Origin of the sequence: Clavibacter michiganensis subsp. tessellarius, from assembly GCF_021922985.1 — a bacterium.
Lineage (GTDB): Bacteria > Actinomycetota > Actinomycetes > Actinomycetales > Microbacteriaceae > Clavibacter > Clavibacter tessellarius.
Genome location: NZ_CP040788.1, coordinates 2,699,052 through 2,722,863 on the forward strand (window position 1 = coordinate 2,699,052; position 23,812 = coordinate 2,722,863).

The 23,812-nt window shown below is 74.8% G+C and carries 21 protein-coding genes; 15 read left to right on the forward strand and 6 right to left on the reverse strand.

Features of this window, described 5'->3' with window-relative positions; all coding sequences use genetic code 11:
• Positions 1-28: 28 nt before the first annotated feature.
• Entirely contained in the window at positions 29-3,019 is a 2,991-nt protein-coding gene (locus FGG90_RS12780; protein WP_094126610.1) for a glycoside hydrolase family 2 TIM barrel-domain containing protein, read from the forward strand.
• A gap of 260 nt (positions 3,020-3,279) precedes the next feature.
• Positions 3,280-3,852 carry an NADPH-dependent FMN reductase gene (locus FGG90_RS12785; RefSeq protein WP_094126609.1) on the forward strand — a complete coding sequence of 191 codons (573 nt, stop codon included), beginning with the start codon at positions 3,280-3,282 and terminating at the stop codon, positions 3,850-3,852.
• Positions 3,853-3,914: 62 nt separating this feature from the next.
• Here FGG90_RS12785 and FGG90_RS12790 read toward each other — a convergent pair whose 3' ends face one another.
• Complete coding sequence (locus tag FGG90_RS12790; RefSeq protein ID WP_165771359.1) at positions 3,915-6,290, reverse strand: beta-L-arabinofuranosidase domain-containing protein; 2,376 nt, start codon at positions 6,288-6,290, stop codon at positions 3,915-3,917.
• A 131-nt stretch (positions 6,291-6,421) separates the two neighbouring features.
• Between FGG90_RS12790 and FGG90_RS12795 the strand changes: the two genes are divergently transcribed.
• The 13 genes from FGG90_RS12795 to FGG90_RS12855 all read left to right on the forward strand — a co-directional run bounded on the left by FGG90_RS12795 (position 6,422) and on the right by FGG90_RS12855 (position 19,628).
• Positions 6,422-7,708 carry an ABC transporter substrate-binding protein gene (locus tag FGG90_RS12795; RefSeq protein WP_210433016.1) on the forward strand — a complete coding sequence of 429 codons (1,287 nt, stop codon included), beginning with the start codon at positions 6,422-6,424 and terminating at the stop codon, positions 7,706-7,708.
• Positions 7,705-8,661, forward strand: a complete 957-nt coding sequence (locus FGG90_RS12800) for a carbohydrate ABC transporter permease (RefSeq protein WP_237583387.1) — start codon at positions 7,705-7,707, stop codon at positions 8,659-8,661. Before FGG90_RS12795 ends, FGG90_RS12800 begins: the two co-directional genes overlap by 4 nt.
• Positions 8,658-9,572 (forward strand): carbohydrate ABC transporter permease, encoded by a 915-nt coding sequence (locus FGG90_RS12805; protein WP_237583389.1) that lies wholly within the window; start codon positions 8,658-8,660, stop codon positions 9,570-9,572. Before FGG90_RS12800 ends, FGG90_RS12805 begins: the two co-directional genes overlap by 4 nt.
• A gap of 77 nt (positions 9,573-9,649) precedes the next feature.
• Positions 9,650-10,669, forward strand: a complete 1,020-nt coding sequence (locus tag FGG90_RS12810) for a LacI family DNA-binding transcriptional regulator (protein ID WP_237583390.1) — start codon at positions 9,650-9,652, stop codon at positions 10,667-10,669.
• Between the two features lie 67 nt (positions 10,670-10,736).
• Complete coding sequence (locus tag FGG90_RS12815) at positions 10,737-10,904, forward strand: hypothetical protein (RefSeq protein ID WP_165771358.1); 168 nt, start codon at positions 10,737-10,739, stop codon at positions 10,902-10,904.
• Between the two features lie 110 nt (positions 10,905-11,014).
• The gene (locus FGG90_RS12820) at positions 11,015-12,070 is read left to right on the forward strand and encodes an ABC transporter substrate-binding protein (RefSeq protein ID WP_094126607.1); all 1,056 of its coding nucleotides are present in this window, start codon (positions 11,015-11,017) and stop codon (positions 12,068-12,070) included.
• Positions 12,043-13,143 (forward strand): FecCD family ABC transporter permease, encoded by a 1,101-nt coding sequence (locus FGG90_RS12825; protein WP_378143385.1) that lies wholly within the window; start codon positions 12,043-12,045, stop codon positions 13,141-13,143. Before FGG90_RS12820 ends, FGG90_RS12825 begins: the two co-directional genes overlap by 28 nt.
• A complete protein-coding gene (locus FGG90_RS12830) occupies positions 13,140-13,910 on the forward strand; it encodes an ABC transporter ATP-binding protein (protein WP_094126606.1) in 771 nt (256 codons plus the stop codon). Before FGG90_RS12825 ends, FGG90_RS12830 begins: the two co-directional genes overlap by 4 nt.
• Before the next feature lie 76 nt (positions 13,911-13,986).
• Positions 13,987-14,787 carry an NAD-dependent epimerase/dehydratase family protein gene (locus tag FGG90_RS12835; protein WP_094126605.1) on the forward strand — a complete coding sequence of 267 codons (801 nt, stop codon included), beginning with the start codon at positions 13,987-13,989 and terminating at the stop codon, positions 14,785-14,787.
• 158 nt (positions 14,788-14,945) lie between these two features.
• On the forward strand, positions 14,946-15,914 hold the full coding sequence (locus FGG90_RS12840; RefSeq protein ID WP_094126604.1) for a phosphate/phosphite/phosphonate ABC transporter substrate-binding protein: 969 nt from the start codon (positions 14,946-14,948) through the stop codon (positions 15,912-15,914).
• A 21-nt stretch (positions 15,915-15,935) separates the two neighbouring features.
• Positions 15,936-16,850 carry a phosphonate ABC transporter ATP-binding protein gene (phnC, locus tag FGG90_RS12845; protein ID WP_237583392.1) on the forward strand — a complete coding sequence of 305 codons (915 nt, stop codon included), beginning with the start codon at positions 15,936-15,938 and terminating at the stop codon, positions 16,848-16,850.
• Positions 16,847-18,595, forward strand: a complete 1,749-nt coding sequence (locus FGG90_RS12850; RefSeq protein ID WP_094126603.1) for a PhnE/PtxC family ABC transporter permease — start codon at positions 16,847-16,849, stop codon at positions 18,593-18,595. The genes phnC and FGG90_RS12850 overlap by 4 nt, the downstream gene beginning before the upstream one ends.
• Positions 18,596-18,692: 97 nt before the next feature.
• Positions 18,693-19,628: an oxidoreductase gene (locus tag FGG90_RS12855; protein WP_237583394.1), complete on the forward strand. Its 936-nt coding sequence runs from the start codon at positions 18,693-18,695 to the stop codon at positions 19,626-19,628.
• A gap of 15 nt (positions 19,629-19,643) precedes the next feature.
• Here the strand turns inward: FGG90_RS12855 and FGG90_RS12860 are convergent, their stop codons facing one another.
• From FGG90_RS12860 to phnL, 5 genes are read right to left on the reverse strand one after another with little or no spacing between them, the layout of a single operon-like run.
• Positions 19,644-20,261: an LbetaH domain-containing protein gene (locus FGG90_RS12860; RefSeq protein ID WP_094126601.1), complete on the reverse strand. Its 618-nt coding sequence runs from the start codon at positions 20,259-20,261 to the stop codon at positions 19,644-19,646.
• Entirely contained in the window at positions 20,258-20,956 is a 699-nt protein-coding gene (gene phnN / locus FGG90_RS12865) for a phosphonate metabolism protein/1,5-bisphosphokinase (PRPP-forming) PhnN (protein WP_094126600.1), read from the reverse strand. Before phnN ends, FGG90_RS12860 begins: the two co-directional genes overlap by 4 nt.
• Entirely contained in the window at positions 20,953-22,131 is a 1,179-nt protein-coding gene (locus tag FGG90_RS12870) for an alpha-D-ribose 1-methylphosphonate 5-triphosphate diphosphatase (RefSeq protein ID WP_094126599.1), read from the reverse strand. The genes phnN and FGG90_RS12870 overlap by 4 nt, the downstream gene beginning before the upstream one ends.
• The gene (locus FGG90_RS12875) at positions 22,128-22,979 is read right to left on the reverse strand and encodes a DUF1045 domain-containing protein (protein ID WP_094126598.1); all 852 of its coding nucleotides are present in this window, start codon (positions 22,977-22,979) and stop codon (positions 22,128-22,130) included. Before FGG90_RS12875 ends, FGG90_RS12870 begins: the two co-directional genes overlap by 4 nt.
• A complete protein-coding gene (gene phnL / locus FGG90_RS12880; protein WP_237583396.1) occupies positions 22,976-23,812 on the reverse strand; it encodes a phosphonate C-P lyase system protein PhnL in 837 nt (278 codons plus the stop codon). Before phnL ends, FGG90_RS12875 begins: the two co-directional genes overlap by 4 nt.

A 23,812-nucleotide genomic window follows, 5' to 3' on the forward strand; every position in this document is an offset into this window, starting at 1 on the left:
CGCGCACCCGTCCGCACGGAGGACCCGCATGTCCCACCTCGACGACGTCGCCCCCGGATCCGCGTCGCGCCTCGCCCCGCGCACGCGGTTCGCGACCGACGCGCCCGCCCTGTCGCTCGACGGCGACTGGCGGTTCCGCCTGCTGCCCGAGGCGCCGGTGGACGCGGCCGACGCGCTCCCCGCGGTCGCGGATCCCGCCCTCGACGACGCCGCGCTCGACGCCGCCGGCTGGACCACGCTGCCGGTCCCGTCGCACTGGGTGCTGCACGGCCACGGAACGCCCGCGTACACGAACCTGCAGTACCCCTTCCCCATCGACCCGCCGCACGTGCCCGACGCGAACCCCACGGGCGAGCACCGGCGCGCGTTCCGGCTGCCGGCGTCGTTCGCCGACGCGGAGCGCGTGCTGCTGCGCACCGACGGGATCGATGGGCTCGCCACCTTCTGGGTCAACGGCGTCGAGGCGGGCTGGACCACCGGCAGCCGCCTCGCGACCGAGCTCGACGTGACCGCGCTGCTCGTGCCGGGCGACAACGTGCTCGGGATCCGGGTGCACCAGTGGTCGGCCGCCTCCTACCTCGAGGACCAGGACCAGTGGTGGCTGCCCGGGATCTTCCGCTCGGTCGAGCTGCTCGCCCGCCCGGCCGGCGCCCTCGACGACGTGCGGGTGCGCGCCGACCGCGACCCGGCCGACGGATCCGGCCTCCTCGACCTGGAGGTGGACGGCGCGTTCCCCGTGGTGGTGCGCGTGCCGGAGCTCGGGATCCACGCGACGTGGGGGACCCCGGCCGACGTCGCGCCCCTCGCGATCCCCGCGGTCGACGCGTGGAGCGCCGAGCTGCCGCGCCTCTACGACGCGACCGTGTCGTCGCCCGGCGAGACGGCGACCCTGCGGATCGGCTTCCGCACCGTGCGCATCGACGGCGACGCGCTCCTCGTCGACGGCCGGCGCCTCACCTTCCGCGGCGTCAACCGGCACGAGTCGCACCCCGAGCGCGGCCGCGTGTTCGACGAGGCGGAGGCGCGCGCCGACCTCGAGCTGATGAAGAGGAGCGGCGTGAACGCGATCCGCACCTCCCACTACCCGCCGCATCCGCGCCTCCTCGACATCGCCGACGAGCTCGGCTTCTGGGTCGTGCTCGAGTGCGACCTCGAGACGCACGGCTTCTGGGACGTCGAGTGGCGGGACAACCCGTCCGACGACCCGCGCTGGCGCGACGCGTACCTCGACCGCATCGCGCGCACGGTGGGCCGCGACCGCAACCACCCGTCGATCGTCATGTGGTCGCTCGGCAACGAGTCCGGCACCGGGCGCAACATCGCGGCCATGTCGGCGTGGGTGCGGCGCACGGATCCCACCCGGCCCGTGCACTACGAGGGCGACCTCACGGGCGAGCACACCGACGTCTACTCGCGGATGTACCCGACGCTCGAGGAGATCGCCTCGGTGTGCGGCACGCCCGTCGCGAGCATCCACGAGACCACGGGCGCGACCGGCGCGACGCAGCGCGCGAAGCCGTTCCTCCTGTGCGAGTACGGGCACGCGATGGGCAACGGGCCCGGATCCCTCGCCGACTACGAGGACGCGATCGACCGCTGGCCGCGCCTGCACGGCGGCTTCGTGTGGGAGTGGCGCGACCACGGGCTGCTCGCGCGCACCGCCGACGGCCGCCCCTTCCACGCGTACGGCGGCGACTTCGGCGAGCCCGTGCACGACGGCCCCTTCGTGATGGACGGCCTGCTGCTCTCCGACGGCACGCCCACGCCGGGCCTCGCCGAGCTCGCGGCGGTCATCGCCCCGGTGCGCGTGCGGGTGGCGGCGGACGGCGGATCCGTGCGCGTCGAGAACCGGCGGCACACCGCGTCCACCGCCGACGTCGACCTGGTCTGGATCCTCGCCCACGACGGCCGGCAGGTCGCCCGCGGGATCCTCGAGCACGGGCCCCTCGCGGCAGGCTCCGCCGCGACGATCCCGCTCCCCGAGGAGGCGCGCGTCGCCGGCCACGCGGAGGAGGCGCACGTGACCGTGCAGGTCGTCACCCGCCACGACGCGCCCTGGGCCGAGGCCGGCCACGTCGTCGCGCAGCACCAGGCGCTCGTGCGCGACCGGCCCGCGCCGCGACCCCGGCCGGTCGGGCGCTGGCATGGCGACGCGCTCGGCGTCGGCACCTTCGACGCGCGCGGCGACCTCGTCGCGTGGGGCGGCGTGCCCGCCCGCGGCCCGCGCCTCGAGCTGTGGCGCGCGCCCACCGAGAACGACCGCGGCGCCGGGCAGGGGTCGTACGAGCTGGCGGAGCCCGAGCTGACCCATGGCCGCGGCGCCGAGGAGACCCCGCCGTCGGCCGACCGCTGGCGCGAGCGGGGCCTGCACCGCCTCACGCACCGGCTGCTCGGATCCACCCGCACGGCGGACGGCCTCGAGACGCGGATGCGCGTGCAGGCCGCGCACTCCGGTGCGGGCGTCGACGTCGCCTTCCGCTGGACCGCGACCGACCGCGGCCTGCTGCTCGCGACCGAGGTCGTGCCGTTCGGCGTGTGGGACTGCACCTGGCCGCGCGTCGGCGTGCGGATCGACCTGCCGGCCGCGCTCGCGGAGCACCCGGTCGCGTGGCACGGCACCGGGCCCGGCGAGTCCTACCCGGACAGCCGCACCGCCGTGCGGGTCGGCCGGTTCGCGTCGACCGTCGACGGCCTCGCCGCCGCGTACGCGCGCCCGCAGGAGACGGGCCACCGTCCGGAGCTGCGGTCGCTGGTGGTCGGCGACGGGTCCGCGACGCCGCTCACCGTGACGACCGTGCCCGACGCCTCCGGCCACCGCGCGGGCTTCCAGCTCTCCCGCTGGACCCCGCAGGAGATGACCGACGTCGGCCACCCGCACGAGCTCCCCGCCCCCGACGGGCTGCACCTGTTCCTCGACGACGCCCAGCACGGCCTCGGATCCCGCGCGTGCGGCCCCGACGTGCTCCCGCGCCACGCGCTCTGGCCGTCGCTGCGCACGTGGGAGGTGCTGCTGGGGTGAGGCAGCGGGCGGCACCGTCCTCGAGGCGGGGAAGTGCAACGGGTCGTTGCACTTCTCGCCGTCGGGTCGACTCGTCACCCATCTCGAGAACCCGGCCTGATCGCGCAACGACCTGTTGGGCACGTGCTCTGCCGTAGGAGGCCGCGCTCTGGCGGGCTGTCCGGGATCCGCGCGAGCCCCGCACGCCCGGGTGACGCGCATCCGCCGACGCTAGGCTCCATGCGCGCGCATGGAACTGATCCGTGCGAGAAGGAGCGAACATGAGCACCACCTACCGCGTCGGCTACCTCGTCGGCAGCCTGTCGTCCACCTCCATCAACCGGGCCCTGTCGCTCGCGCTGAAGCGCCTCGGCGCGCAGGCCGGCCTCGAGCTCACCGAGATCCCCATCGCGCCGCTGCCCTTCTACAGCGCCGACATGGACGGGGACTACCCCGAGGTCGCGAACGCGTTCAAGGCGCAGATCGCCGACGCCGACGCCGTCCTCATCGTCACGCCCGAGTACAACCGCTCGGTGCCCGGCGTGCTCAAGAACGCGCTCGACTTCGCGAGCCGCCCCTACGGCGAGAACGCGTTCCAGGGCAAGCCCAGCGCGGTCATCGGCACGTCCATCGGCGCGGTCGGCACGGCCGTCGCGCAGCAGCACCTCCGCAGCATCCTCTCGTTCCTGGCGTCGCCCGAGCTGTCGCAGCCCGAGGCGTACATCCAGACCACCGAGGGCCTCATCTCGCCCGAGGGCGCGATCTCGAACGCCGGCACGGAGGAGTTCCTCCTCTCCTGGCTGCAGGCGTTCCACGCGCACATCGAGAAGAACCTGCAGGCCGTCTCCGCGTAGTCGGCGAGGGACGACGCGAGGGGCCCGGGCGGATCGTCCGGGCCCCTCGTCGTGCGCGGGGGTCAGCGCCGCAGCTGGATCCCGAGCACGTCGCGCGTGCGCCCGCCCGGCCGCGCGTGAACCGACACCGCGATCGCGCCCGCGGGGGATCCGGCGCGCATGGCGTCGGTGATCCGCACGTCGAGCGCGTCGTCGCCGACCTCGCCGCCGAGCCCCGCCTCCTCGACCCGCTCGGCCTCGACGCCGCCGACGCGGATCACCTGGCCGACGGGACCCGCATCCGCCGCGGCCCCGGAGGGCCCGTCGTCGCCGGAACCCGCCCCGATTCCCGCCGCCTCGCGCCGCAGCACCACGCGCACCACGGTCGCCGTATCGGCGGGATCGCGCAGCTCGTACCCGAACCAGCCGGTCGCGCTCCGCCAGTGCCGCCCGTCGGCGCCGCCCGCGCGCGTGCCCTCGCCGCGGAAGCCGTGGTCGACCTCGGGCTGCTGCTCGCCGGCGACCACCTCGTCGACCACGTCCGCGTCCGTGCCGGCCGCGTCCATCGCCGCGAGCTCGGCGGCGCGCGCGACCGGGTCGGCCCCCGTGGGCCAGACGAGCGTGTGCCGCTCGTCGTGGATCCCGGCGAACGGCTCGAGCGCGACCTCCACCCGCTCGCCGCCCCGCCACGCGTCGAGCCGGAACGCGAGCGCGCCGCGGTCGACGAGCGACACGGCGTCGGCCGGGTCGGCCGCGGTCACCACGGGCGTCCGCTCGAGCGGAACCTCCGGCGCGGGCGACACGTGCCCCATGCGCGAGTCCTCCGCGAGCGACGTCGCGATCCCGTCCCGGCCGTCGCGGGAGGCCAGCGCGACCGGGCCGTAGCGGAACGACGTCCACGCGGATCCGTCGGGCAGGCCCTCGGCACGCACCTCCATCCCGAAGCGCACGGACACGACGGCCTCGCCCGCCCAGGTGCGGCGGATCGGCACCCAGGCCGCCCCGGGCACCACGGCCACGCGCTCGTCGCCGACGCGCACCTCCATCGACGTCGCCCAGCCCGGCCGCCGGAGCCGCAGCTCCAGGTCGGCGGGCGCGTCCGCCGACATCGTGAGGGTCGCCTCGCCCGTGCGCGCCACGTCGCCCGCGATGCGCGCCCGGATCCCGCGCGCGGCCCAGTCCAGCTCGGCCGGCACGTAGAGGTCCACGAGCAGCGCGTCGTCCGTCCGCGCGAAGACCTGCTCGCCGTAGCGCGCGTGGTTCTCCATGCCCGTGCCGACGCAGCACCACATCGACTCGCCCGCGACCGAGTACACGCGGTGGTGCGCCGGCCGCAGCGACGTGAAGTAGACGAGGCCGCCGTGCTCGGGGTGCTGAGTGGAGAGCACGTGGTCGAGCATCGTGCGCTCGACCTGGTCGAGGATCGCCGGGTCGCCCGTCCGCGCGAACCGCAGCTTCCCGAGCTCGAGCATGTTGTAGCTGTTGCAGGTCTCCGGCCCCTGCTCGTCGAGCACCATGGGCGTGAAGTCGCGCGCCGGGTGGAAGTGCTCGCGCACGCTGTTGCCGCCGATCACGACGCTGCGGCGGTCGACGACCGACTCCCAGAACGCGTCCGAGGCGGCGAGCAGGCGGGCGTCGCCCGTCATCCGCCCGAGCCGCTCGACGCCCGTCACCTTGGGGATCTGCGTGTTGGCGTGCAGCCCGTCGAGCTCGTCGCGGCCGGCGGCGAGCGGATCCACGAGCGCGCGCTGGGCGAACCGCCGCGCCTCCGCGAGCAGGTCGGCGCGGCCGGTGAGCCCGGCGAGCGTCGCGAACGCGTCGCACATGCCGCCGTGCTCGGTCGCGAGCATGCCCTCGAACGCGTCGTCGTCGAGGTGCGCGGAGACGCCGAGCCACCAGTCGGCCATGCCCTCCGCCATCCGCAGCGCGCGGGCGGATCCGGCGTGCTCGTGCGCGTGCAGCAGCCCGCGGAGCGTCTTGTGCAGGTTGTAGAGCGGCACCCACCTGCCCTCGAGGTCGAAGGTGTCCGCCTCGATCCGGCCCTCCGCGATGGTGCGGCCGAACTCCCGGCCGTCGGGCACGCCGCCGAGCCAGCCGTCGCCGGCCGCGTCCTGGCAGCGCTCGAGCACGTCGAGCATGTGCTCGACCCGGGGGAGGAGCCGCGGATCGCCGGTCGCCGCGTGCAGCTGCGCGAGCGCGGAGAGCAGGTGCCCGCCGATGTGGCCGTCGAGGCCGATCGCCTCCCAGCTGCCGTACGACGGCACGGGGGAGTCGAGCCCGGCCTCGCGGAGGTAGGGCGCGAGCAGCCGGTCGGGGTCCATGCGGAGCACGTGCTCGACGTCGGTGAGCTGCGCGTGCCGGAGCGGCCCGTCGCCCAGCCGCACGGCGGAGAGCGGGAACGACCGGGCGGCGCCCGGGCTGGCGGCGGCGGGGCGCGGGGCGGCGGGGGCGGCGGTCATCGGGGTCCTCTTGACGGGCTGTACATCGATGCACATAATCTAGTACAACGATGTAGAAGGCACCAGGGCGGTGCGTGCGGCCACGCGGCCGAGCCCCGACGGGCCGACACGTCACGGACACGAGGAGCGCGATGAAGCGGACCACGACGAGGCTGGCCGCCGCGGCGACCCTGATGATCACGGGCCTCGCGCTCTCCGGCTGCTCCGCGGGATCCGGCGACGCGGGCGACGGCACCGTGCAGCTCTGGATCCGCGACTACGAGAAGGCGCTCGTCGAGCCGCTCGCCGACGCGTACAACGCCACGCACGCGACCCAGGTCGAGATCACGCTCGTGCCGTCGCCGAGCTACGTGCAGAAGCTCGCGACCTCCATCGCCGGCGGCGACCCGCCGGACGTCGCCGCGCTCGACCTCGTCTTCACGCCGTACTTCGCGCAGGCCGGCGCCCTCGTCGACATCACCGACCGGGTCGACGCGCTCGGCTACGCCGACGCCTTCAGCCCGGCGCACGCCTCCGTCTCGTCCTTCGACGACCGCACCTACGCCGTGCCGTTCACGGGCGACGCCTCGGTGCTCTTCTACAACAAGACCCTCTTCGCCGAGGCCGGGCTCGACCCGGAGGACCCGCCGACGACGCACGCGGAGATCCGCGATGCCGCGAAGGCCATCACCGCGCTCGGCGACAGCACGTACGGCTACTCCATCCCCGGCGCGTGCGGCGGCTGCCTCATCTTCGGCTTCACGCCGCTGATCTGGGGGAGCGGCGGCGACGTGCTCACCGCCGACGGCCGCACGGCCACGCTCGACAGCCCTGAGGTGACGGAGGCGCTCGAGCTGATGCGCGGCATGTGGACCGACGGCAGCATGCCGTCCCTCGCCCGCACCGACGCCGGCCCCAACACCGCGACCGCGTTCCAGCAGGGCAACGTCGGGATGATCGCCGACGGCACCGCCACCATGGGCGCGCTCGTCGCGGGCGGCCAGGTCGACTTCGGCGTCACCCCGCTGCCCGGGAAGGACGGCGGATCCGCGTCCTTCGGCGGCGGCGACACCCTCGCCATCCTCGAGGGCTCGGACGACGTCGACGCGGCGTGGGAGTTCGTGGAGTGGGCGACGGGCGACGAGGCGCAGACGATCCTCGCCGAGCAGTCGGTCGTGCCCATCCGCACCGACCTCCTGGACGAGGTCTACGTGCCGCAGGATCCGCGCTACGCCGTGTTCGCGGACGCCCTGCGCGTCGGCCACGTGCCCTTCAGCCCGGTCGAGAACGAGCTGTTCAACGACAACAACGGGGTCTGGGTCAACCTGATCTCGCAGTCCGTGTTCGGCGGCGGCATCGACGACGCGCAGCGCGAGGCCCAGGCCGACGCGCAGCGCATCCTCGACTCCGTCGTCTACGTCGAGGAGGACGAGAAGTGACCGCACCCGTGATCACCCGGCTGGAGGGCGCCGTCGCGTCCCCGGCCCCGGCCCGCAGCGCGGTGCGCGACCGCGGCGGCATGGCGAGGAGGCGGCGCCGCACCGGGATCCTCCTGGTGCTGCCGGCCGTCGTCATGCTCGTCACGTTCTTCATCTGGCCGCTGATGCGCACCGTCGCCATGTCGACGTACACGTGGCCGCTCCTCGGCAACCGCGCCTTCACGGGCCTCGCGAACTACGTCGAGGCGTTCCAGGACGCCGCGTTCCTCAAGGCCGTCGGCTTCACGCTCGTCTACACGGCGGTCGTGACCCCGGTGCTCCTCGTGGTCGGGTTCGCGCTCGTGCTCCTCATCCAGCGCCGCACGCGCACGGCCCGCGTCTTCCAGTCGATCTTCTTCCTGCCGGTGGTGGTGGGCCTCGCCTCCGCGAGCTACCTCTTCCTCTTCATGTGGCAGCCGGTGATCGGGCCGACCATGACGGCGCTCGCCGGGCTCGGCCTCGTCGACGTGTCGACGAACATGTTCGGCGGGCCGGTGACCGCGTTCCTCGTGGTCGTGAGCATGGTCGCGTGGAAGTCGGCGGGACTGCAGATGCTGCTGCTGCTCTCGGGCTTCCAGTCGATCCCGCAGGAGGTGAACGAGGCGGCCGAGGTGGACGGGTCCACCCGCTGGCAGCGCTTCGTCTACATCACCCTGCCGCTGCTGCGGCCGACCCTCGCGCTCGTGCTGGTGTTCAGCGTGGCCGGGTCGCTGCTGGCGTTCGACCAGTTCTACATCATGACCGCGGGCGGGCCGGACAACGGCACCATCACGGCGGTCTACGAGATCTACCGCTCCTCGTTCATCCGGCTCGACCTCGGCTACGGGGCCGCGCTCTCCATCATCCTCATGGTCGTCCTCGGCCTCGTCAGCGCAGCCCAGATGCTGCTCCTCCGGAACTCGGACCACGCATGAGCGCCTCCGCCCCCGCCCGCCCCGCCTCCTCCGCCGACGCGCACGCCGCGGGCGCGTCCCCGGCCCGCGCCGGCCGCGACCGCGACGCCCGCGGCCTCGGCGCCGTCCGCGCCTCCATGCCGCGCCTCGCCTGGTACGTCGCGTGCGGCTGCGTCGCGCTCCTCTTCCTCTACCCGCTCGGGATCATGCTGGGCACCGCGCTCACGGCGCAGGACGGGTCGGTCGGGCTCGGCAACCTGCAGCGGCTGCTCACGCCCACCGGCGGGCTCGACCTCGTGACGAGCCTCCGCAACAGCGTCGTCGTGTCGCTGCTGGTGACGGCGCTCACGGTCGTGGTCTCGACGCTGGCGGGCTACGCGTTCGCTCGGCTGCCGTTCCGGGGGAGCGACCTCGTGTTCTTCCTGGTGCTGATCACGTTCATGATCCCGTTCCAGGCGATCATCACGCCGCTGTTCCTGACGCTCATCGAGCTCGACCTCGACAACAGCCTCGTCGGCCTCTCGCTCGTGCTCGCGACCTTCAACCTGCCGTTCGGGATCTTCCTCATGCGGAACTCGTTCGCCGCCGTGCCGGCGAGCCTCGAGGAGGCCGCGCTCATCGACGGGAACACGCCGCTGCAGGCGATGCGCCGGGTGATGCTGCCCATCGCGATCCCCGGCGTCGTCTCGACCGCGCTCCTCACCTTCTTCTCGGCGTGGAACGACTTCTTCGCGACGCTCATCCTCATCACCGACCAGAGCCTGTACACGCTGCCGGTGAGCCTCAACATCCTGTCGGCCGGGCAGAACAACACGGTCGACTGGGGTCTGATGCAGACGGGCGTCGCCGTGACGGTGATCCCCTGCGTCGTGCTCTACCTGCTGCTGCAGCGGTACTACGTGGCCGGCCTCATCAGCGGCGCGGTGAAGTAGGGCCGACGCCCGACCCGCGTGCGAGGCTGGGGCGGCGCGCGGCGACCCGGACCGCGCACGGACACGAGGGGGAGCGCATGGCGGCGACCATGAGCGACGTCGCGCGCGCCGCGGGCGTCTCCATCAAGACCGTCAGCAACTACTTCAACGGCTACCCCTACATGCGCGACGGGACGCGGGCGCGGATCGAGGCGGCCGTCGCCGAGCTCGGCTACCGGATGAACGTCTCGGCGCGGAACCTGCGCTCCGGCCGGTCGCGCATGATCGCGCTCGTGATCCCCGAGCTCGACAGCGCGTACCTCGCGCCGCTCGCGCAGGACGTGATCGACGCGGCGGACGAGCTCGGCCTCAGCGTGCTCGTCGAGACGACGGCGGGGCGGCGCGACCGCGAGATCGGCGCGCTCTCGGGCCTGCACCGCCAGGTGCTCGACGGCGTGATCTACGAGCCGCTCGCCCTGCACCAGGAGGACGCGGACCTCATCGACCTGAACGTGCCGCTCGTGATGATCGGCCAGCGCTTCCTCGAGGGCCTCGCCGACCAGGTGCTCATCGCCGACCGGGACGCCGCCCGCGCCGCGGTCGCGCACCTCGTCGAGACGGGGCGGCGGCGGATCGCGCTCGTCGGCGTGCGGGACGCCGACGAGCCGACGGGCGCCGCGCTCCGGCAGCGCGGCGCCGAGGACGCGCTCGCCGCGGCCGGCATCCCGCTCGACCCGCGCCTCCAGGTGGATCCCGGCCCCTGGCGCCGCGAGGCCGGCGCCGCCGCGATGGCCCGCCTCCTCGACGACGGCGTCGAGCTCGACGCCGTGTTCGGCTTCAATGACTCGCTCGCGCTCGGCGCCCAGTGGACGCTGCAGGAGCGCGGCATCCGCGTGCCCGAGGACGTGGCCGTCGCGGGGCTCGACGACACGGAGGACTCCCGCTTCGCGCAGCCGCCGCTCACCACCGTGTCTCCCGGCCGCCGGGCCATCGCGCGCCGGGCGGTCGCGATGCTGGCCGAGCGGATCGAGCGCGGTGCGGACGCGGGAGCCTTCCGCTCCGAGACGATGGGCTTCGAGCTCATCGTGCGCGGGTCGACGGTGGCGCGCGGGCGCTGATCCGGCCGTCGACGCCCGCCGCTCACGGGGATCGTGCCGTCGGCGACGTCTCGGCAGGGTCGTCGCCATGGATCGGAAGCCCATCCCCCTCGGGGTCGCGGTGATGGTGCCGCTCCTGCTCGCGGCGGTCTGCTTCTCGCTGATCCGCTCCGCCTGGGCGATTCCCGTCTACGGCGTCCTCGTGATCGGCCTCGCCGTGGTCTACCGCGTGACGTCCCGGCGACCACGGCGATAGGCCCGCCCGGTGGTGGAGGCGGGGTCGAGCCGCCCAGTGAGGTAAGGCTATGCTTACCCGCGGCCCGGGCTCCCCGCCGGGCCGACGCCGGCCTCGACCCCAGGAGACCCATGCCCCGCGCTCGCGCCCTCGCCCGCCTCACCGCCACCGCCGTGACGGGCCTCGTGCTCGTCGCCCTCACCGGATGCGGCGCCTCCGAGGAGGTGCCGGCCGCATCCGTCGCCGACGCCGGCGAGGGGTCGACGACGTACCCGCTGACGCTGTCGAACTGCGGCCACGACATGACGATCGACCAGGCGCCGTCGCGCGTCGTGTCGCTCGACCAGGACTCCACCGAGATCCTGCTGTCGCTCGGCCTGCAGGACCGCATGGTCGGCACGGCGTCGTGGACGGATCCGGTGCTCGACTCGCTCGCCGACGCGAACGCGCAGGTGCCGCGCCTCGCCGACAACGCGCCCACCTACGAGGTGCTCCTCGGCGCCGACCCCGACTTCGTCACCGCCTCCTTCGGCCGCCACTACGCCACGGGCGGCGTCGCCACGCGCGACCGGCTTGCCGAGACCGGGATCCCCTCCTACCTGTCGCCCACCGACTGCGACTCCGACATCAGCATCAACGGCGGCGGCCAGCGCACCACCCCGCTCACGGTCGACGCGCTGTACCAGGAGATCCGCGAGATGGCCGAGGTGTTCGACGTGAAGGACCGCGGCGAGGCGCTCGTCTCGTCGCTCCAGCAGCGCGCGGCCGCGGCCACCGACGGGATGGACCTCGGCGGGGCGAAGGTCATGTACTGGTTCGCCGACACGAAGACGCCGTACATGGGCGGCGGGTTCGGCGCGACGTCGCTGCTGTCGCGCCAGGTCGGCGCCACCGACGCGTTCCCCGAGGTGCGCGACGACTTCGTCGCCACGGGCTGGGAGGACGTCGTCGACCGGGATCCGGACATCCTGGTGCTCGGCGACCTCCAGCGGAACCGGTTCCCCGGCGACAAGCTGCAGGACAAGACCGACTTCCTCACGAGCGATCCGCTCACGCGCGACCTCACGGCCGTCAAGGAGGACCGCATGGTGGCGCTGCACGGCGCCGAGATGAACCCGTCGATCCGGTTCGTGGACGGGCTCGAGAAGATCCGGGCCTGGTGGGACGCGCGCGGGGGGAAGCTCTGAGCGCCGCGGCCCCGCGGGCGCCGTTCCCGGCGGCCGCCGCGCGGGTGCGCGCCCTGCCGCACGCGCTCCGCGTGGTGCTGCTGGTCGTGCTCGGGATCGTCGCGCTCGCGCTCTCGGTGGGCGTCGCCGTGACCCTCGGGCCGGCCGACGTGTCGCTCGTGAACGTGCGCGACATCCTGCTCAACCGCGCCGGGCTCGCGAGCATCCCGGTGCGCGTCTCCGAGGACGCCATCGTCTGGCAGGAGCGCCTCCCGCGCGCGCTCGTCGCGGCGGCGTGCGGCGCGGGCCTCGGCCTCTGCGGCGTCGTGCTGCAGTCGCTCCTGCGGAACCCGCTCGCGGATCCGTTCGTGCTCGGCGTCTCCTCCGGCGCCTCGACCGGCGCGGTGCTCATCGGCGTGCTCGGCCTCGGCGGCGGCGCGATCGGGATGTCGTGCGGCGCCTTCATCGGGGCGCTCGTGGCGTTCGGCTTCGTGCTGCTGCTCGCCCGGTTCTCGTCGGCGGGCACGGCCGGCGTGATCCTCGCGGGCGTCGCCAGCACGCAGCTGTTCTCCGCGCTCACCTCGCTCGTGGTGTTCGCGTTCGCCGACTCCGACGAGACGCGCGGCATCACGTTCTGGCTGCTCGGATCGCTCGAGGGCATGCGCTGGGACGAGGTGGGCCTCAGCGTCTCCGTCGTGGCGATCGGGGCGGTCGTCTGCCTCGCCTACGCCCGCTCGCTCGACGCCTTCGCGTTCGGGGAGGAGGTGGCGTCGTCGCTCGGTATCCACGTGGGCCGCACGCGCACGATCCTCCTGGTCGTCACCGCGCTCCTCACCGCGACGCTCGTGAGCATCGCCGGCGCCATCGGCTTCGTCGGCCTGGTGCTGCCGCACGCCGCGCGCCTGCTGTTCGGCCAGCGGCACGCGCGCGTCGTGCCCGCCACGATCGTGCTCGGCGCGGTCTTCATGGTGTGGGTGGACGCGTTCTCGCGCCTCGCGTTCGCGCCGACGCCGCTGCCGGTGGGCGTCGGCACGGCGCTCGTGGGCGTGCCCGTGTTCATGCTGCTGCTGATGCGGAACCGGGGGCGCGCATGACGCTCCGGGCCCACGACGTGCGCTGGACGCGCGGCGGGCGGCTCGTGGTGGACGGCGTCACGCTCGAGCCGGCGCCCGGATCCACCGTCGGGCTCCTCGGGCCGAACGGCTCCGGCAAGTCGTCGCTCCTCAAGCTCCTGCAGGGTGCCGCGACGCCCGACTCCGGCCGGGTGACGCTCGACGGCGACGACCTCGCGGGGCTCCGGCGCCGCGACGTGGCGCGCCGGGTCGCGACCGTCACCCAGCACGGCGAGACCGAGGTCGACATCGTGGTGCGCGACGTCGTGCGCCTCGGCCGCACGCCGTACCGCACGCTGCTCGGCGGCGACACCGCGGAGGATGCGGCGGCCATCGACCGCGCGATCGCGCACGTGGGGCTCGAGGCGAAGGCCTACCGCGCGTGGCGCACGCTCTCCGGCGGCGAGCGGCAGCGGGCCCACATCGCGCGCGCCCTCGCGCAGGAGCCGCGCGAGCTGCTGCTCGACGAGCCGACCAACCACCTCGACATCCGCCACCAGCTCGAGCTGCTCGCCCTCGTGCGCGACCTGCCGGTGACCACGGTGGTCGCGCTGCACGACCTCAACCTCGCCGCGATGTTCTGCGACAGCGTGCTCGTGCTGCGCGAGGGGCGCGTGGTCGCGGGCGGGCATCCGCGCGACGTGCTGACGCCGGAGCTCATCGCCGACGTCTACGGCGTGCGCGCGGTCGTGACGCACGACCAGGCGGTCGGCTGCTCCCGCGTGCTGTTCGACGCGGCGCCGCTCTAGGCGGGGTGCCCGCCCGTCGCCCAGGATGGGAGGACGGCCGCGGGAGCGCGGCGCGTCGACGACGAGGGGATCCGACATGGGCACGATCACGATCACGGGAGGATCCGGGCGGATCGCCACGAGCATCCGCCCCCTGCTCCTCGCGGCCGGGCACGAGCTGCGGCTGCTCGACGTGGTGGCGCCGCCGACGCCGCTCGCCGCCGGGGAGACGTCGGCGATCGTCGACACGACCGACGTCGACGCGTGCACGGAGGCGTTCCGCGGATCCGACCTCGTGGTGCACCTCGCGGCGCACGCGTCGGAGCGCTCGTGGGAGGCGATCCAGGCCGTGAACAACGACGGCGCGCACGCCGTGCACGAGGCGGTCGTGCGGGCGGGGGTGCCGCGGATCCTCGCGGCCAGCTCCATCCACGCGGTCGGCTTCCTGCCCGCGACCGAGGCCGCGCGCGAGGACGTGCCGGCGCCCCGCCCCGACACGTTCTACGGCCTCAGCAAGGTGATGCTCGAGGGGCTCGGCAGCCTCTACGCCGACCGGCACGGGCACGTCGTGGTGAGCGTGCGGATCATGACGGCCGAGCCCGAGCCGTCCGCCGCGCGCAGCATCTCCACCTGGCTGTCCGCGGGCGACGCCGCCCGGCTCGTGGAGGCGGTGCTGCACCTCGACGAGCCCGGCCACCGCATCGTCTGGGGCGTCTCGCGGAACACGCGCCGCTGGGTCTCGCTCGCCGCGGGCGAGGCGATCGGCTACCACCCCGAGGACGACGCCGAGGTCTTCGCGCACCGCTTCCCGGAGCTCGGGGAGGACACGTCGCCGCCCGCGGGCGTGCTGCTCGGCTCGATCTTCACGGAGGTGGAGCTGGGCTCCGACATGGGCTGACGGCGGCCCGCCGCGGAGGGAGATGTCTGCTCTTCCGGACAAGTTCACGGATGCGCCACCTCGGCGGCACGCCGCTTCCATCGGGCGTTCCTAGCGTCGGCACCGACCCGCGGCCTCCCCCATCTCCGCCCGCGGGTCCCGACTCGAGAGGCACGTCCATGTCCCGATCCCCCCGCACCCGCATCGGAGCCCTCGCGGCCTCCGCGCTCGTCGCCGCCCTGGCGCTCACCGGCTGCTCCGCCGGCGGCTCCGACTCGTCCGGATCCGCCGACTCGTCGGGCACCTGGGCCAAGACCGAGGGCACGCTCGTCTTCGGCGCCACGCCCGACCAGGCCGGCTCCGACTCGAACAACAAGCCGCTCGAGGACTACATCGCCAAGGAGACCGGGCTCAAGGTCGAGTACTACCCCACGGCCGACTACACCGCGCTGATCGCGGCCGCCGTCGCCGGCAAGATCGACCTGATGAGCTCGGGCGCCCTGCAGTACGTCATGGCCTCGAACAAGGGCGCGGAGATCGAGCCCGTCGCCGCGATGCTCACCTCGAAGGACGTGACCGACCCCGGCTACTACTCCGAGGCGATCGTGCCGAAGGGCTCCTCGATCACCGACCTGTCGGGCGCCAAGGGCAAGACCGTCTGCTTCGTGGATCCCAACTCCACCTCCGGCTTCCTCTTCGGCCTCCAGCAGCTGCAGAAGGCCGGCCTCGACGTCACGAGCACGGGCGCCGACGCCAACGGCAACCCGCAGTTCACGGACTTCACGCCCTACTTCGCGGGCGCGCACGACAAGTCGGCGCAGGCGGTCGCGTCCGGCCAGTGCGACGTCGGGTTCGCCGAGGACTCGATCGTCGAGCCCGAGGCGGCCGCCGGGAAGCTCACCGTCGTCGGCAAGGAGTACGTGCCCGGCGGGCCGCTCTCCATCTCCTCCGCGCTGCCGGCCGACGTCAAGGCGAAGCTCACGACCGCGCTCCAGGGCGCGTCGCTCGACGCCATCACGGCCTCCGGAGTCCCGCTGACCGACGGCTTCACGAAGGGCTTCTTCGGCGCCCAGCCGGAGGACACGACGTACTACAAGGGGATCGCGGACCTCTGCGACTCCATCGCCGCCGCCAAGTGCGCGAAGTGACCCGGACGGACTGATCCGGCCATGACCGGCACCACGACCTCCCCGCTCGTCTCCGTCTCCGGGGTCACCAAGGACTTCGGCGGCACGCGGGCGCTCCACGACGTCGACCTGACCGTCGAGCGCGGGGAGGTCGTGGTGCTCCTCGGCCTGTCCGGCTCGGGCAAGTCGACCCTCCTCCGGCACCTCGACGGTCTCGAGCTGCCGACCGCCGGCAGCGTCCGCGTCTTCGACCAGGACGTCGCCGCCCTCGGCCAGCGGGACCTCCGCGCCCTCCGCGGCCGGGTCGCGATGATCTTCCAGCAGTTCGAGCTCGTCCCCTCGCTGACGGTGCTCGAGAACGTGCTCACCGGCGCGCTCGGTCGCCTCCGCGGTCCGCGCCTCGGCATCTGGACCTACCCCCGCGCCGCGCGCACCGAGGCGCTCGGCCACCTCGATCGCGTGGGCCTGCTCGAGAAGGCCTACGAGCGGGCCGACCGGCTGTCCGGCGGGCAGCAGCAGCGCGTCGCCATCGCGCGGGCGCTGATGCAGCGGCCCGAGATCCTCCTCGCCGACGAGCCCGTCGCGAGCCTCGACCCCGAGTCGAGCGAGCAGGTGATGCGCCTGATCCGCGAGATCGCCGCCGACGACGGCCTCACGGTGGTGTGCAGCCTGCACCAGGTGGACCTCGCGCTCGGCTGGGGCGACCGCATCGTCGGTCTCCGGCACGGCGAGGTCGTGCTCGACACCCCCACCGCCGGGATCGGCAAGGCGCAGGTGATGGAGATCTACGGGCGCGTGGCGTCGACGACGTCCGCGCTCGCCGCCATCGCGACCGAGCTCGGCGACGTGCTGCCGCTCGACGAGCCCGTGGGCGCGCGCTCCGCGGGGGCGGCCGCGGCCGGCGGGGCCGGCGGGACCGGCTCCTCGCGCGGGCGGCGCGCGGACGGCACCCGGTGACCGCGGTCGCCGAGCGTCCGGGCCAGGCCCCGCCCGGCGTCCGCCCCGACGTCGAGGAGCGCGCCCCGCGCCGGCGGCCCGACCGGCAGAAGGCGCTCGCGCTGGTCGTGGTGCTCGCCATGGTCGCGTTCGCGGTGCACGCGCTGACGACGCTCGACTTCACCTGGTCGAACGTCCTCCGCAGCGTCGGGAACGCCGCGAAGGTCTTCTCGCGCATGGACCCGATCAGCTTTCCGGCGCCCGGCGACCTCGCGTACCTCATCGGGCTGACGCTCGGGATCGTCGTGCTCGGCACGCTCGCCGCCGCGCTCGTCTCCGTGCCGGTCGCCTACGCGTCGGCCAGGAACACCACGCCGGCGCCGTGGCTGCGCGGCCTCGGCCGCACGATCGGCGTGGTGACGCGCGCGGTCCCCGACGTGGTGCTCGCCCTCGCGTTCGCGCTGGCCTTCGCGCTGGGGAGCCCGCTGCCCGGCATCCTCGCCATCGGGATCCACTCGATCGGCATGATCTCGAAGCTCTTCGCCGACGCCATCGAGCAGGTCGACGAGGGGCCGCAGCGCGCGATCCGCACCACGGGCGGCACGCGCGCGCAGGAGTTCTGGGCGGGTGTGTTCCCGCAGGTGCTGCCGTCGTGGATCGCCACGGTGCTGCACCGCTTCGACATCAACCTCCGCGGCTCCGCGATCCTCGGCTACGCCGGCGTGGGCGGGCTCGGCTACGCGATGAAGGTCGCGTTCGGGCAGTTCCCGGAGGGCTACGGGCGCGGGATCGGCATCGCGCTCGTGATCTTCGCGCTGTGCGTGCTGCTGGAGGTCGTGTCGTCGTCCATCCGCCGCAGCGCCCTCGGCGTGCGGCCCGCCGGACGCGGGCTGGGCGACCGGATCGTGCGGCGCCTCACGCGCGACCGCTCCCTGCCCGAGCGGGCCGGGAGCGCCGGCACCGCGCGCGCCGTGACCGTGGAGTCGATGCAGCGCCGGCCGTGGACGCCCGACCGGGTGCGCACGGCGGCGTGGTCGGCGCTCGCCGTCGTGGTCGTCGTCGGCGGCTACCTGATGGCCGACATCGACCTGAGCCAGGTCACGTGGGAGTACGTGGTCCCCACCCTCCAGAGCTTCTGGCCGCCGAGCACCGGGTCGCACACGTTCGGCGAGTTCGCCGACGCGCTGCTGGTGACGATCCAGGTGGCGTTCGCCGCCGCGCTGCTGTCGGTCGTGCTGGCGCTCGTGGTCGGATCCCTCGCCGCCCGCAACGTGGCGCCGCACCCCGCCGTGCGGAGCGCCGCGCGCGTCGTGCTCGTGGTGTTCCGCGGGGTGCCGGAGCTGGTGCTCGCGATCCTGCTCATCATGATCACGGGGCTCGGCAACCAGGCCGGCGTCGTCGCGCTCGCGTTCGGCGGCGTGGGGCTCCTCGGCAAGCTCATCGCGGACTCCTTCGAGGAGGTGGGCGCCGGTCCCGAGCGCGCCCTCACCGCGGTCGGCGCGACGCGGGGGCAGCGCTTCCTCTCGGCGACCTGGCCGCAGGGGCTGCCGTCGCTCGTCGGCAACTCGCTCTACCTCGTGGACACGAACATCCGGGCGGCCACGATCCTCGGCATCGTCGGCGGCAGCGGGATCGGGTTCCACCTGACGAACGCGTCCTCCGTCATGACGCTGCACGGGCAGGTGACGACGCTCGTCGCCATGGTGTTCGTGAGCGTGCTCGCGGTCGAGGCGCTCGCCGCCTGGCTGCGTCGCGTGTACCGGTGAGGCGGACCGGGCCGCGGATGCGCTCGACGTCTGCCGTCCGGCCTGCGGCGCGCGGCGCCGGGCCGCACGGGGTCCCGGCGGGCGTAGCGTCGCCGGCATGGGCGACGCGGACGGGCCGGGGATGACGGACGCGTCCGCCGCGCCCGCCCGGCCCTCCGTCGCCGTCGTCGGCCCCGGCGCGATCGGCACGTCCGTCGCCGCCGCGCTGCACGAGGCGGGCGTGCCCGTGCTCCTCTGCGGGCGCACCCCGCGCGCGCGGCTCGAGCTCCGCACGACGGACGGGACGTCGATCGTGGTCCCCGGGCCCGTGCAGACGGATCCGGCGGGCGTCGCGGGTCCCGTCGACCTCGTGCTCCTCGCCGTGAAGGCCACGCAGGTCGAGGCGGCGGCGCCGTGGCTCCGGGCGCTGTGCCACGCGGACACGGTGGTCGCCGTGCTGCAGAACGGGGTCGAGCAGGTGGAGGACGTCGCGCCGCACGTCCCGGGCTGCCCGGTCGTGCCCGCGGTGGTGTGGTTCCCCGCGGAGGCGCTGCCCGACGGATCCGTGCTGCTCCGCGGCGCCCCGCGCCTCACGCTGCCCGACGTGCCGGCGTCCCGGGTGGTCGTCGAGGCGCTCGCCGGCGGCCGGTGCGCGGTCGAACTGGCCGCCGACTTCCGCACGGCCGCCTGGCGGAAGCTCGTGCAGAACGCGGTCGCGGGCATCATGGCCGCCACCGGCCGGCGCGCCGGCGTGTTCCGGCGGGACGACGTCGCGGACCTCGCCCGGGCCTACGGGCGGGAGTGCCTGGAGGTGGCGCGCGCCGAGGGCGCCGTCCTCGACGACGCCGTGGCCGACCGGATCGTCGATGACTTCGCCGCGGCGCCCGCCGACCAGGGCACCTCGATCCTCGCGGACCGGGAGGCGGGCCGGCCGCTCGAGTGGCGGGCGCGCAACGGCGTGATCCTGCACCGCGGCCGCGCGCACGGCCTGCCGATGCCGATCAGCGCCGTGCTCGTGCCGCTCCTGGCGGCCGCGAGCGACGGACCCGGCTGAGCCCGCCGCCTCCGATCAGCCCTCGTACCGCTCCAGGAACGCCTCGGTCGGCAGCGCGCGGAAGTCGGGAAGCCTGTCGCGGAGGGTCCGGTGGTCCCAGTCCCACCAGGCGAGCCGCTGCAGGCGCGCGGCGATCTCCGGCGGCTGGCGGTAGCGGATCACGGTGGCGGGCACGCCCGCGACGATGGCGTAGTCCGGCACGTCGCGCGTGACGACGGCGGACGTCGCCACGACCGCGCCGTCCCCGACGCGCACGCCGGGCTTGATCATGGCGCCGTGCCCGATCCAGGTGTCGTGCCCGATGGAGGTGCGGCGGGACCGGCGGTGCGCGAAGAACTCGGCGTCGTCCTCCACGTCGTCCCAGTACATGGTGCTGCGGTACATGAAGTGGTGCAGGGTCGCCCGGTCGAGCGGGTGGTCGGTGGCGCCGACGCGCACCAGGCTCGCGATGTTCGAGAAGCGGCCCACGTCGACGTGCGCGAAGTCGCACAGGCGGTCGCAGTAGCTGTAGTCGCCGATCACGGTGTCGAGCAGGCGCGTGCCCGCGCCGATCTCCGTCCATCGGCCGAGCGCGCTGCCGGTCACGGCGACGTCGGGGCCGATCACGGGCTCCTCGGTGAGCTTCGGGGTCATGGGGTCTCCGTTCCTCCGCGCGGCGCGGGGTCGAGGGGGCGGATCACGGGGGAGCCGGGGAGCGCGGATGCGGCGAGCGCGGACGCGCGGGCCGCCCGGATCGCGCGGAGCAGGGCCTCGCCGCCCTCGGCGACGGTGCCGTGGTTCCGCACCTCGTGGTCGGCCCGTCGGTCGGGCGCCGGATCCGCGCGGGCGAGCCGACGTGCGATGTCGTCGGCGGGCTCGCGGCCGCGCTCCCGGAGCCGGGCGGCGCGCACGTCCTCGGACACCGTGATCCGCACCACGACGAGCCGCGCGTAGCGGGCCTGGAGCACGTCGAGCATGCTGCGGGAGACGTTCGCGACCACGGCGGCGCCCGCGCGGACGGCTTCGTCGGCCGTGGCGGGGATCCCGTAGGAGAGGCCGTGCGCGCTCCAGGTCACGGCGTAGTCGCCGCGCGCGGCCGCCGCGGCGAACTCCTCCTCGCCGACGGCGTCGAAGTCCTCGCCGGGCCCGGGCGGACGCGTGATCGCGCGGCGGGGGAAGTGCGCGTCCGGCCCGCTGCGGGCGCGGGCGGCGCCGAGCAGGGCGTCCTTGCCGACGCCGCTCGCGCCGACGACGGCGACGAACGGCCCGGGGCCGAGGGGCGCGGGGGCGGCGGGATCCGGTGCGGCGGGTACGGGACCCGCGGCGCCCGAGGGGACGGCGTCGCTCACGACACCCGCGCTCCCCGGAGGAACACGCCGCGGACCACGGGCACGGTGCGTCCGCCGGGGTGCCGCTCGCTCGCGGGCGTGACGTGGCGGTGCACGCGCACGAGGTCGGCGCGCGCGCCCACGCGGATCGCGCCCCGGTCGTCGAGCCCCACCGCGCGCGCCGGGTCGCCGCTGACGAGACGGACGCCGCGCGTCAAGGGCAGGATCCCGTCGGCGTCCATCTGCACGACGGCCTGCAGCGGGCTCGCGGGCACGTAGTCGGAGGAGAGCACGTCGAGCAGCCCGAGCGCGAGCAGCGCGGCCGCGGCGACGTTGCCCGACTGGCTGCCGCCGCGCACGATGTTCGGCGCGCCCATCACGATCAGCTGCCCGTGCTCGCGCGCGGCCCGGGCGGCGACCTCGGTCGTCGGGAACTCGGAGATGCGCACCCCGAGCGCGGCGGACTCCTCCACGTGCGCGACGGTGGCGTCGTCGTGGGCCGCGAGCGTCACCCCGCGCGCGGTGGCGAGCTCGGCGATGGCGACGCGGTTGGGCGTCGAGTGCTCCGCGGCGACGGCCTGCAGCTCCTCCATCAGGGCGCCGATCCCGGCCGCCGACACGCGGCCCCGGCCCACCATGTACTTCGTGAACGCCTCGACGTCCGCGTACTGGCGCTGCCCGGGCGTGTGGTCCATGAGCGAGGCCAGGCGCACCGACGCGATGCGGTCGAACTCGCGGAACTCGGCCACCGTGTCCGGCGCCGCGACCTCGCAGCGCAGGTGGATGAGGTGCTCCGCGCGCAGCAGCCCGGCGGCCCCGGCGTGCTCGATGGCCTCCGCCAGCGAGAGGGACAGCGTGGTGGCGTCGTCGCGGCCCTCGAGGGTGCCGATGCGGATCGCGTCGAAGACCGTCGTGACGCCGGCGCCGCTCAGTTGGGCGTCGTGCGCGAGGACGGCGGGCACCGGATCCCAGCGCGTGCCCGGCCGCGGCTGCGCGTGCGACTCGAGGTGGTCGGTGTGCAGCTCGACGAGGCCGGGGATCAGGAGGTCGCCGTCGAGGTCCTCGCCGGTGCCGCCGACGTCGCCGCCGCCGGGGGAGACGTCGGCGACGAGGCCGTCGCGGATCAGGACGGATCCGTGCAGCACATCGTCGTCGAGGACGATGCGGGCGTTGCGCAGGACGGTCTCGCGGCTCATCGGGGTCCTTCGGGGTCGGGCGCCGGGATGGCGCGGGGGTGGGGCGGTGTGCCGGGGTCGGGCGAGGTGCCGTCGAGCGCGGCGCGGGGGTGGGGCGGGGTGTCGAGGTCGTGCAGGGTGTCGGGGAGGGGAGCGTGCGGAGCGCGGAGCGGATGCACCGCGTGCAGCCGGAAGGGGGCGCCGGGCGCGTCCTCGATCACGACGGCGAGCGCGTCGATCGCGACCGGCCGGTGCGTGCCGTCGACGAACCACTCCGCGAGGGCCGCCTCGACGCGGGGACGCGCGGCGGGCGGGATCCGGTCGGTGAGGGTCAGGTGGAAGCGGAACCGGTCGAGCACGTGGGGGTAGCCCCAGGTCTCGAGGAGCTCGCGCTGCCGGGGGCTGAGGGAGGCCGGATCCCGGCGGGCCGTCTCCGCGTCCGTCGGGGGAGCGCGGAAGCCGTCGAGGCCCGTGACGACGTCCGCGGCGAGCGCGTCCAGCGCCGGGGCGGGCCCGGTCGGCACGAGCGCGAGGAAGCCGGAGAGCGACGCGACCCGGAGGCCGGGCAGCGCGATGCGGTCCCGGGCGCCGGCGAGGTCGGCGACGGCGGTGTCGAGCTCGGCGAGGTCGCGCCCGGCGGCGAGGCGGAGGGGCGCCTTGAGGGTGCCGTGGAAGCCGTAGCGGCGGGCGTCGACCGTGATCGCGTCGACCTCGGCGCGCGTCCAGCCCGCGGGCGCGGCGGCGGCCGGGGCCGGGGATCCGCCCACGACGGACCGGCCGAGCCACGCCTCGGCGCGCTCCCGCAGCGTGATCCCGGTGGCGTCGTCCGCGCGGACGCCCGGGATCGCGTAGACCGCGACGCGCGTCACCGCGCGGTCCCGGTGGCCGCGGTCCCCGCGAGCGCGTCCTCCGCGAGCGCAGCTCCCGCCAGCGCGTCCGCCGGGTCCGCCGCCGCCAGCGCCGGCACGAACGCCTCCACGTCCACGATCCGGTCGGCGACCGCCGCCCGCACCTCCGCGTCGTGGAAGATCCCGAGCATGCCGACGCCGGCGTCGCGCTTCTCGGCGATCAGCTCGACCACCACGTCGCGGTTCCGCGCGTCGAGGGACGCGGTCGGCTCGTCGAGGAGGAGCAGGGGCAGCTCGGGCAGGAACCCGCGCGCGACGTTCACGCGCTGCTGCTCGCCGCCCGAGAAGGTGGCGGGCGGCAGCGACCACAGCCGCTCCGGGATGGACAGGCGCGTGAGCATCCGCGCCGCCCGGTCGCGCGCCTCCTCCGCGTCGACGCCGCGCGCCACCAGCGGCTCGGCCACCACGTCGAGCGTGCCGACGCGCGGGACGCAGCGGAGGAACTGGCTCACGTAGCCGACGGCGTGGAGCCGGGCGGCGAGCACGGCGCGCGGCGCGGCCGTGACGATGTCGACCTCGCCGCGGGGCCCGGGGCCGTGGACGAGGATCCGCCCGCGGTCGGCCTGGTAGTTGCCGTAGACGAGCTTCAGCACGGTGCTCTTGCCGGCGCCGGACGGGCCGCCGAGCACGACGCTCTCGCCGCGGCCCACGACGAAGGAGAGGCCGTCGAGGACGGCGAGCCGCTGGCCGCCCTGCAGGTGCATGGTGAAGGTCTTGGCGACCCCGTCGACGGTGAGGACGGGGGCGGGGACGGGGGCGGGTCCGGGCGTGCTCCCGGCGGTCATTCCGGTCAT

What these genes read in the sequence shown, in the direction of transcription:
- FGG90_RS12805 (WP_237583389.1), top strand. Translation starts at nt 8,658, where the DNA reads ATGAGCGCCTCCGCCCCCGCCCGCCCCGCCTCCTCCGCCGACGCGCAC.
- phnL (WP_237583396.1), bottom strand. Translation starts at nt 23,812, where the DNA reads ATGACCGGAATGACCGCCGGGAGCACGCCCGGACCCGCCCCCGTCCCC.
- FGG90_RS12830 (WP_094126606.1), top strand. Translation starts at nt 13,140, where the DNA reads ATGACGCTCCGGGCCCACGACGTGCGCTGGACGCGCGGCGGGCGGCTC.
- FGG90_RS12815 (WP_165771358.1), top strand. Translation starts at nt 10,737, where the DNA reads ATGGATCGGAAGCCCATCCCCCTCGGGGTCGCGGTGATGGTGCCGCTC.
- FGG90_RS12840 (WP_094126604.1), top strand. Translation starts at nt 14,946, where the DNA reads ATGTCCCGATCCCCCCGCACCCGCATCGGAGCCCTCGCGGCCTCCGCG.
- FGG90_RS12870 (WP_094126599.1), bottom strand. Translation starts at nt 22,131, where the DNA reads ATGAGCCGCGAGACCGTCCTGCGCAACGCCCGCATCGTCCTCGACGAC.
- FGG90_RS12785 (WP_094126609.1), top strand. Translation starts at nt 3,280, where the DNA reads ATGAGCACCACCTACCGCGTCGGCTACCTCGTCGGCAGCCTGTCGTCC.
- phnC (WP_237583392.1), top strand. Translation starts at nt 15,936, where the DNA reads ATGACCGGCACCACGACCTCCCCGCTCGTCTCCGTCTCCGGGGTCACC.
- FGG90_RS12790 (WP_165771359.1), bottom strand. Translation starts at nt 6,290, where the DNA reads ATGACCGCCGCCCCCGCCGCCCCGCGCCCCGCCGCCGCCAGCCCGGGC.
- FGG90_RS12855 (WP_237583394.1), top strand. Translation starts at nt 18,693, where the DNA reads ATGGGCGACGCGGACGGGCCGGGGATGACGGACGCGTCCGCCGCGCCC.
- FGG90_RS12820 (WP_094126607.1), top strand. Translation starts at nt 11,015, where the DNA reads ATGCCCCGCGCTCGCGCCCTCGCCCGCCTCACCGCCACCGCCGTGACG.
- FGG90_RS12860 (WP_094126601.1), bottom strand. Translation starts at nt 20,261, where the DNA reads ATGACCCCGAAGCTCACCGAGGAGCCCGTGATCGGCCCCGACGTCGCC.
- FGG90_RS12780 (WP_094126610.1), top strand. Translation starts at nt 29, where the DNA reads ATGTCCCACCTCGACGACGTCGCCCCCGGATCCGCGTCGCGCCTCGCC.
- FGG90_RS12795 (WP_210433016.1), top strand. Translation starts at nt 6,422, where the DNA reads ATGAAGCGGACCACGACGAGGCTGGCCGCCGCGGCGACCCTGATGATC.
- FGG90_RS12835 (WP_094126605.1), top strand. Translation starts at nt 13,987, where the DNA reads ATGGGCACGATCACGATCACGGGAGGATCCGGGCGGATCGCCACGAGC.
- FGG90_RS12810 (WP_237583390.1), top strand. Translation starts at nt 9,650, where the DNA reads ATGGCGGCGACCATGAGCGACGTCGCGCGCGCCGCGGGCGTCTCCATC.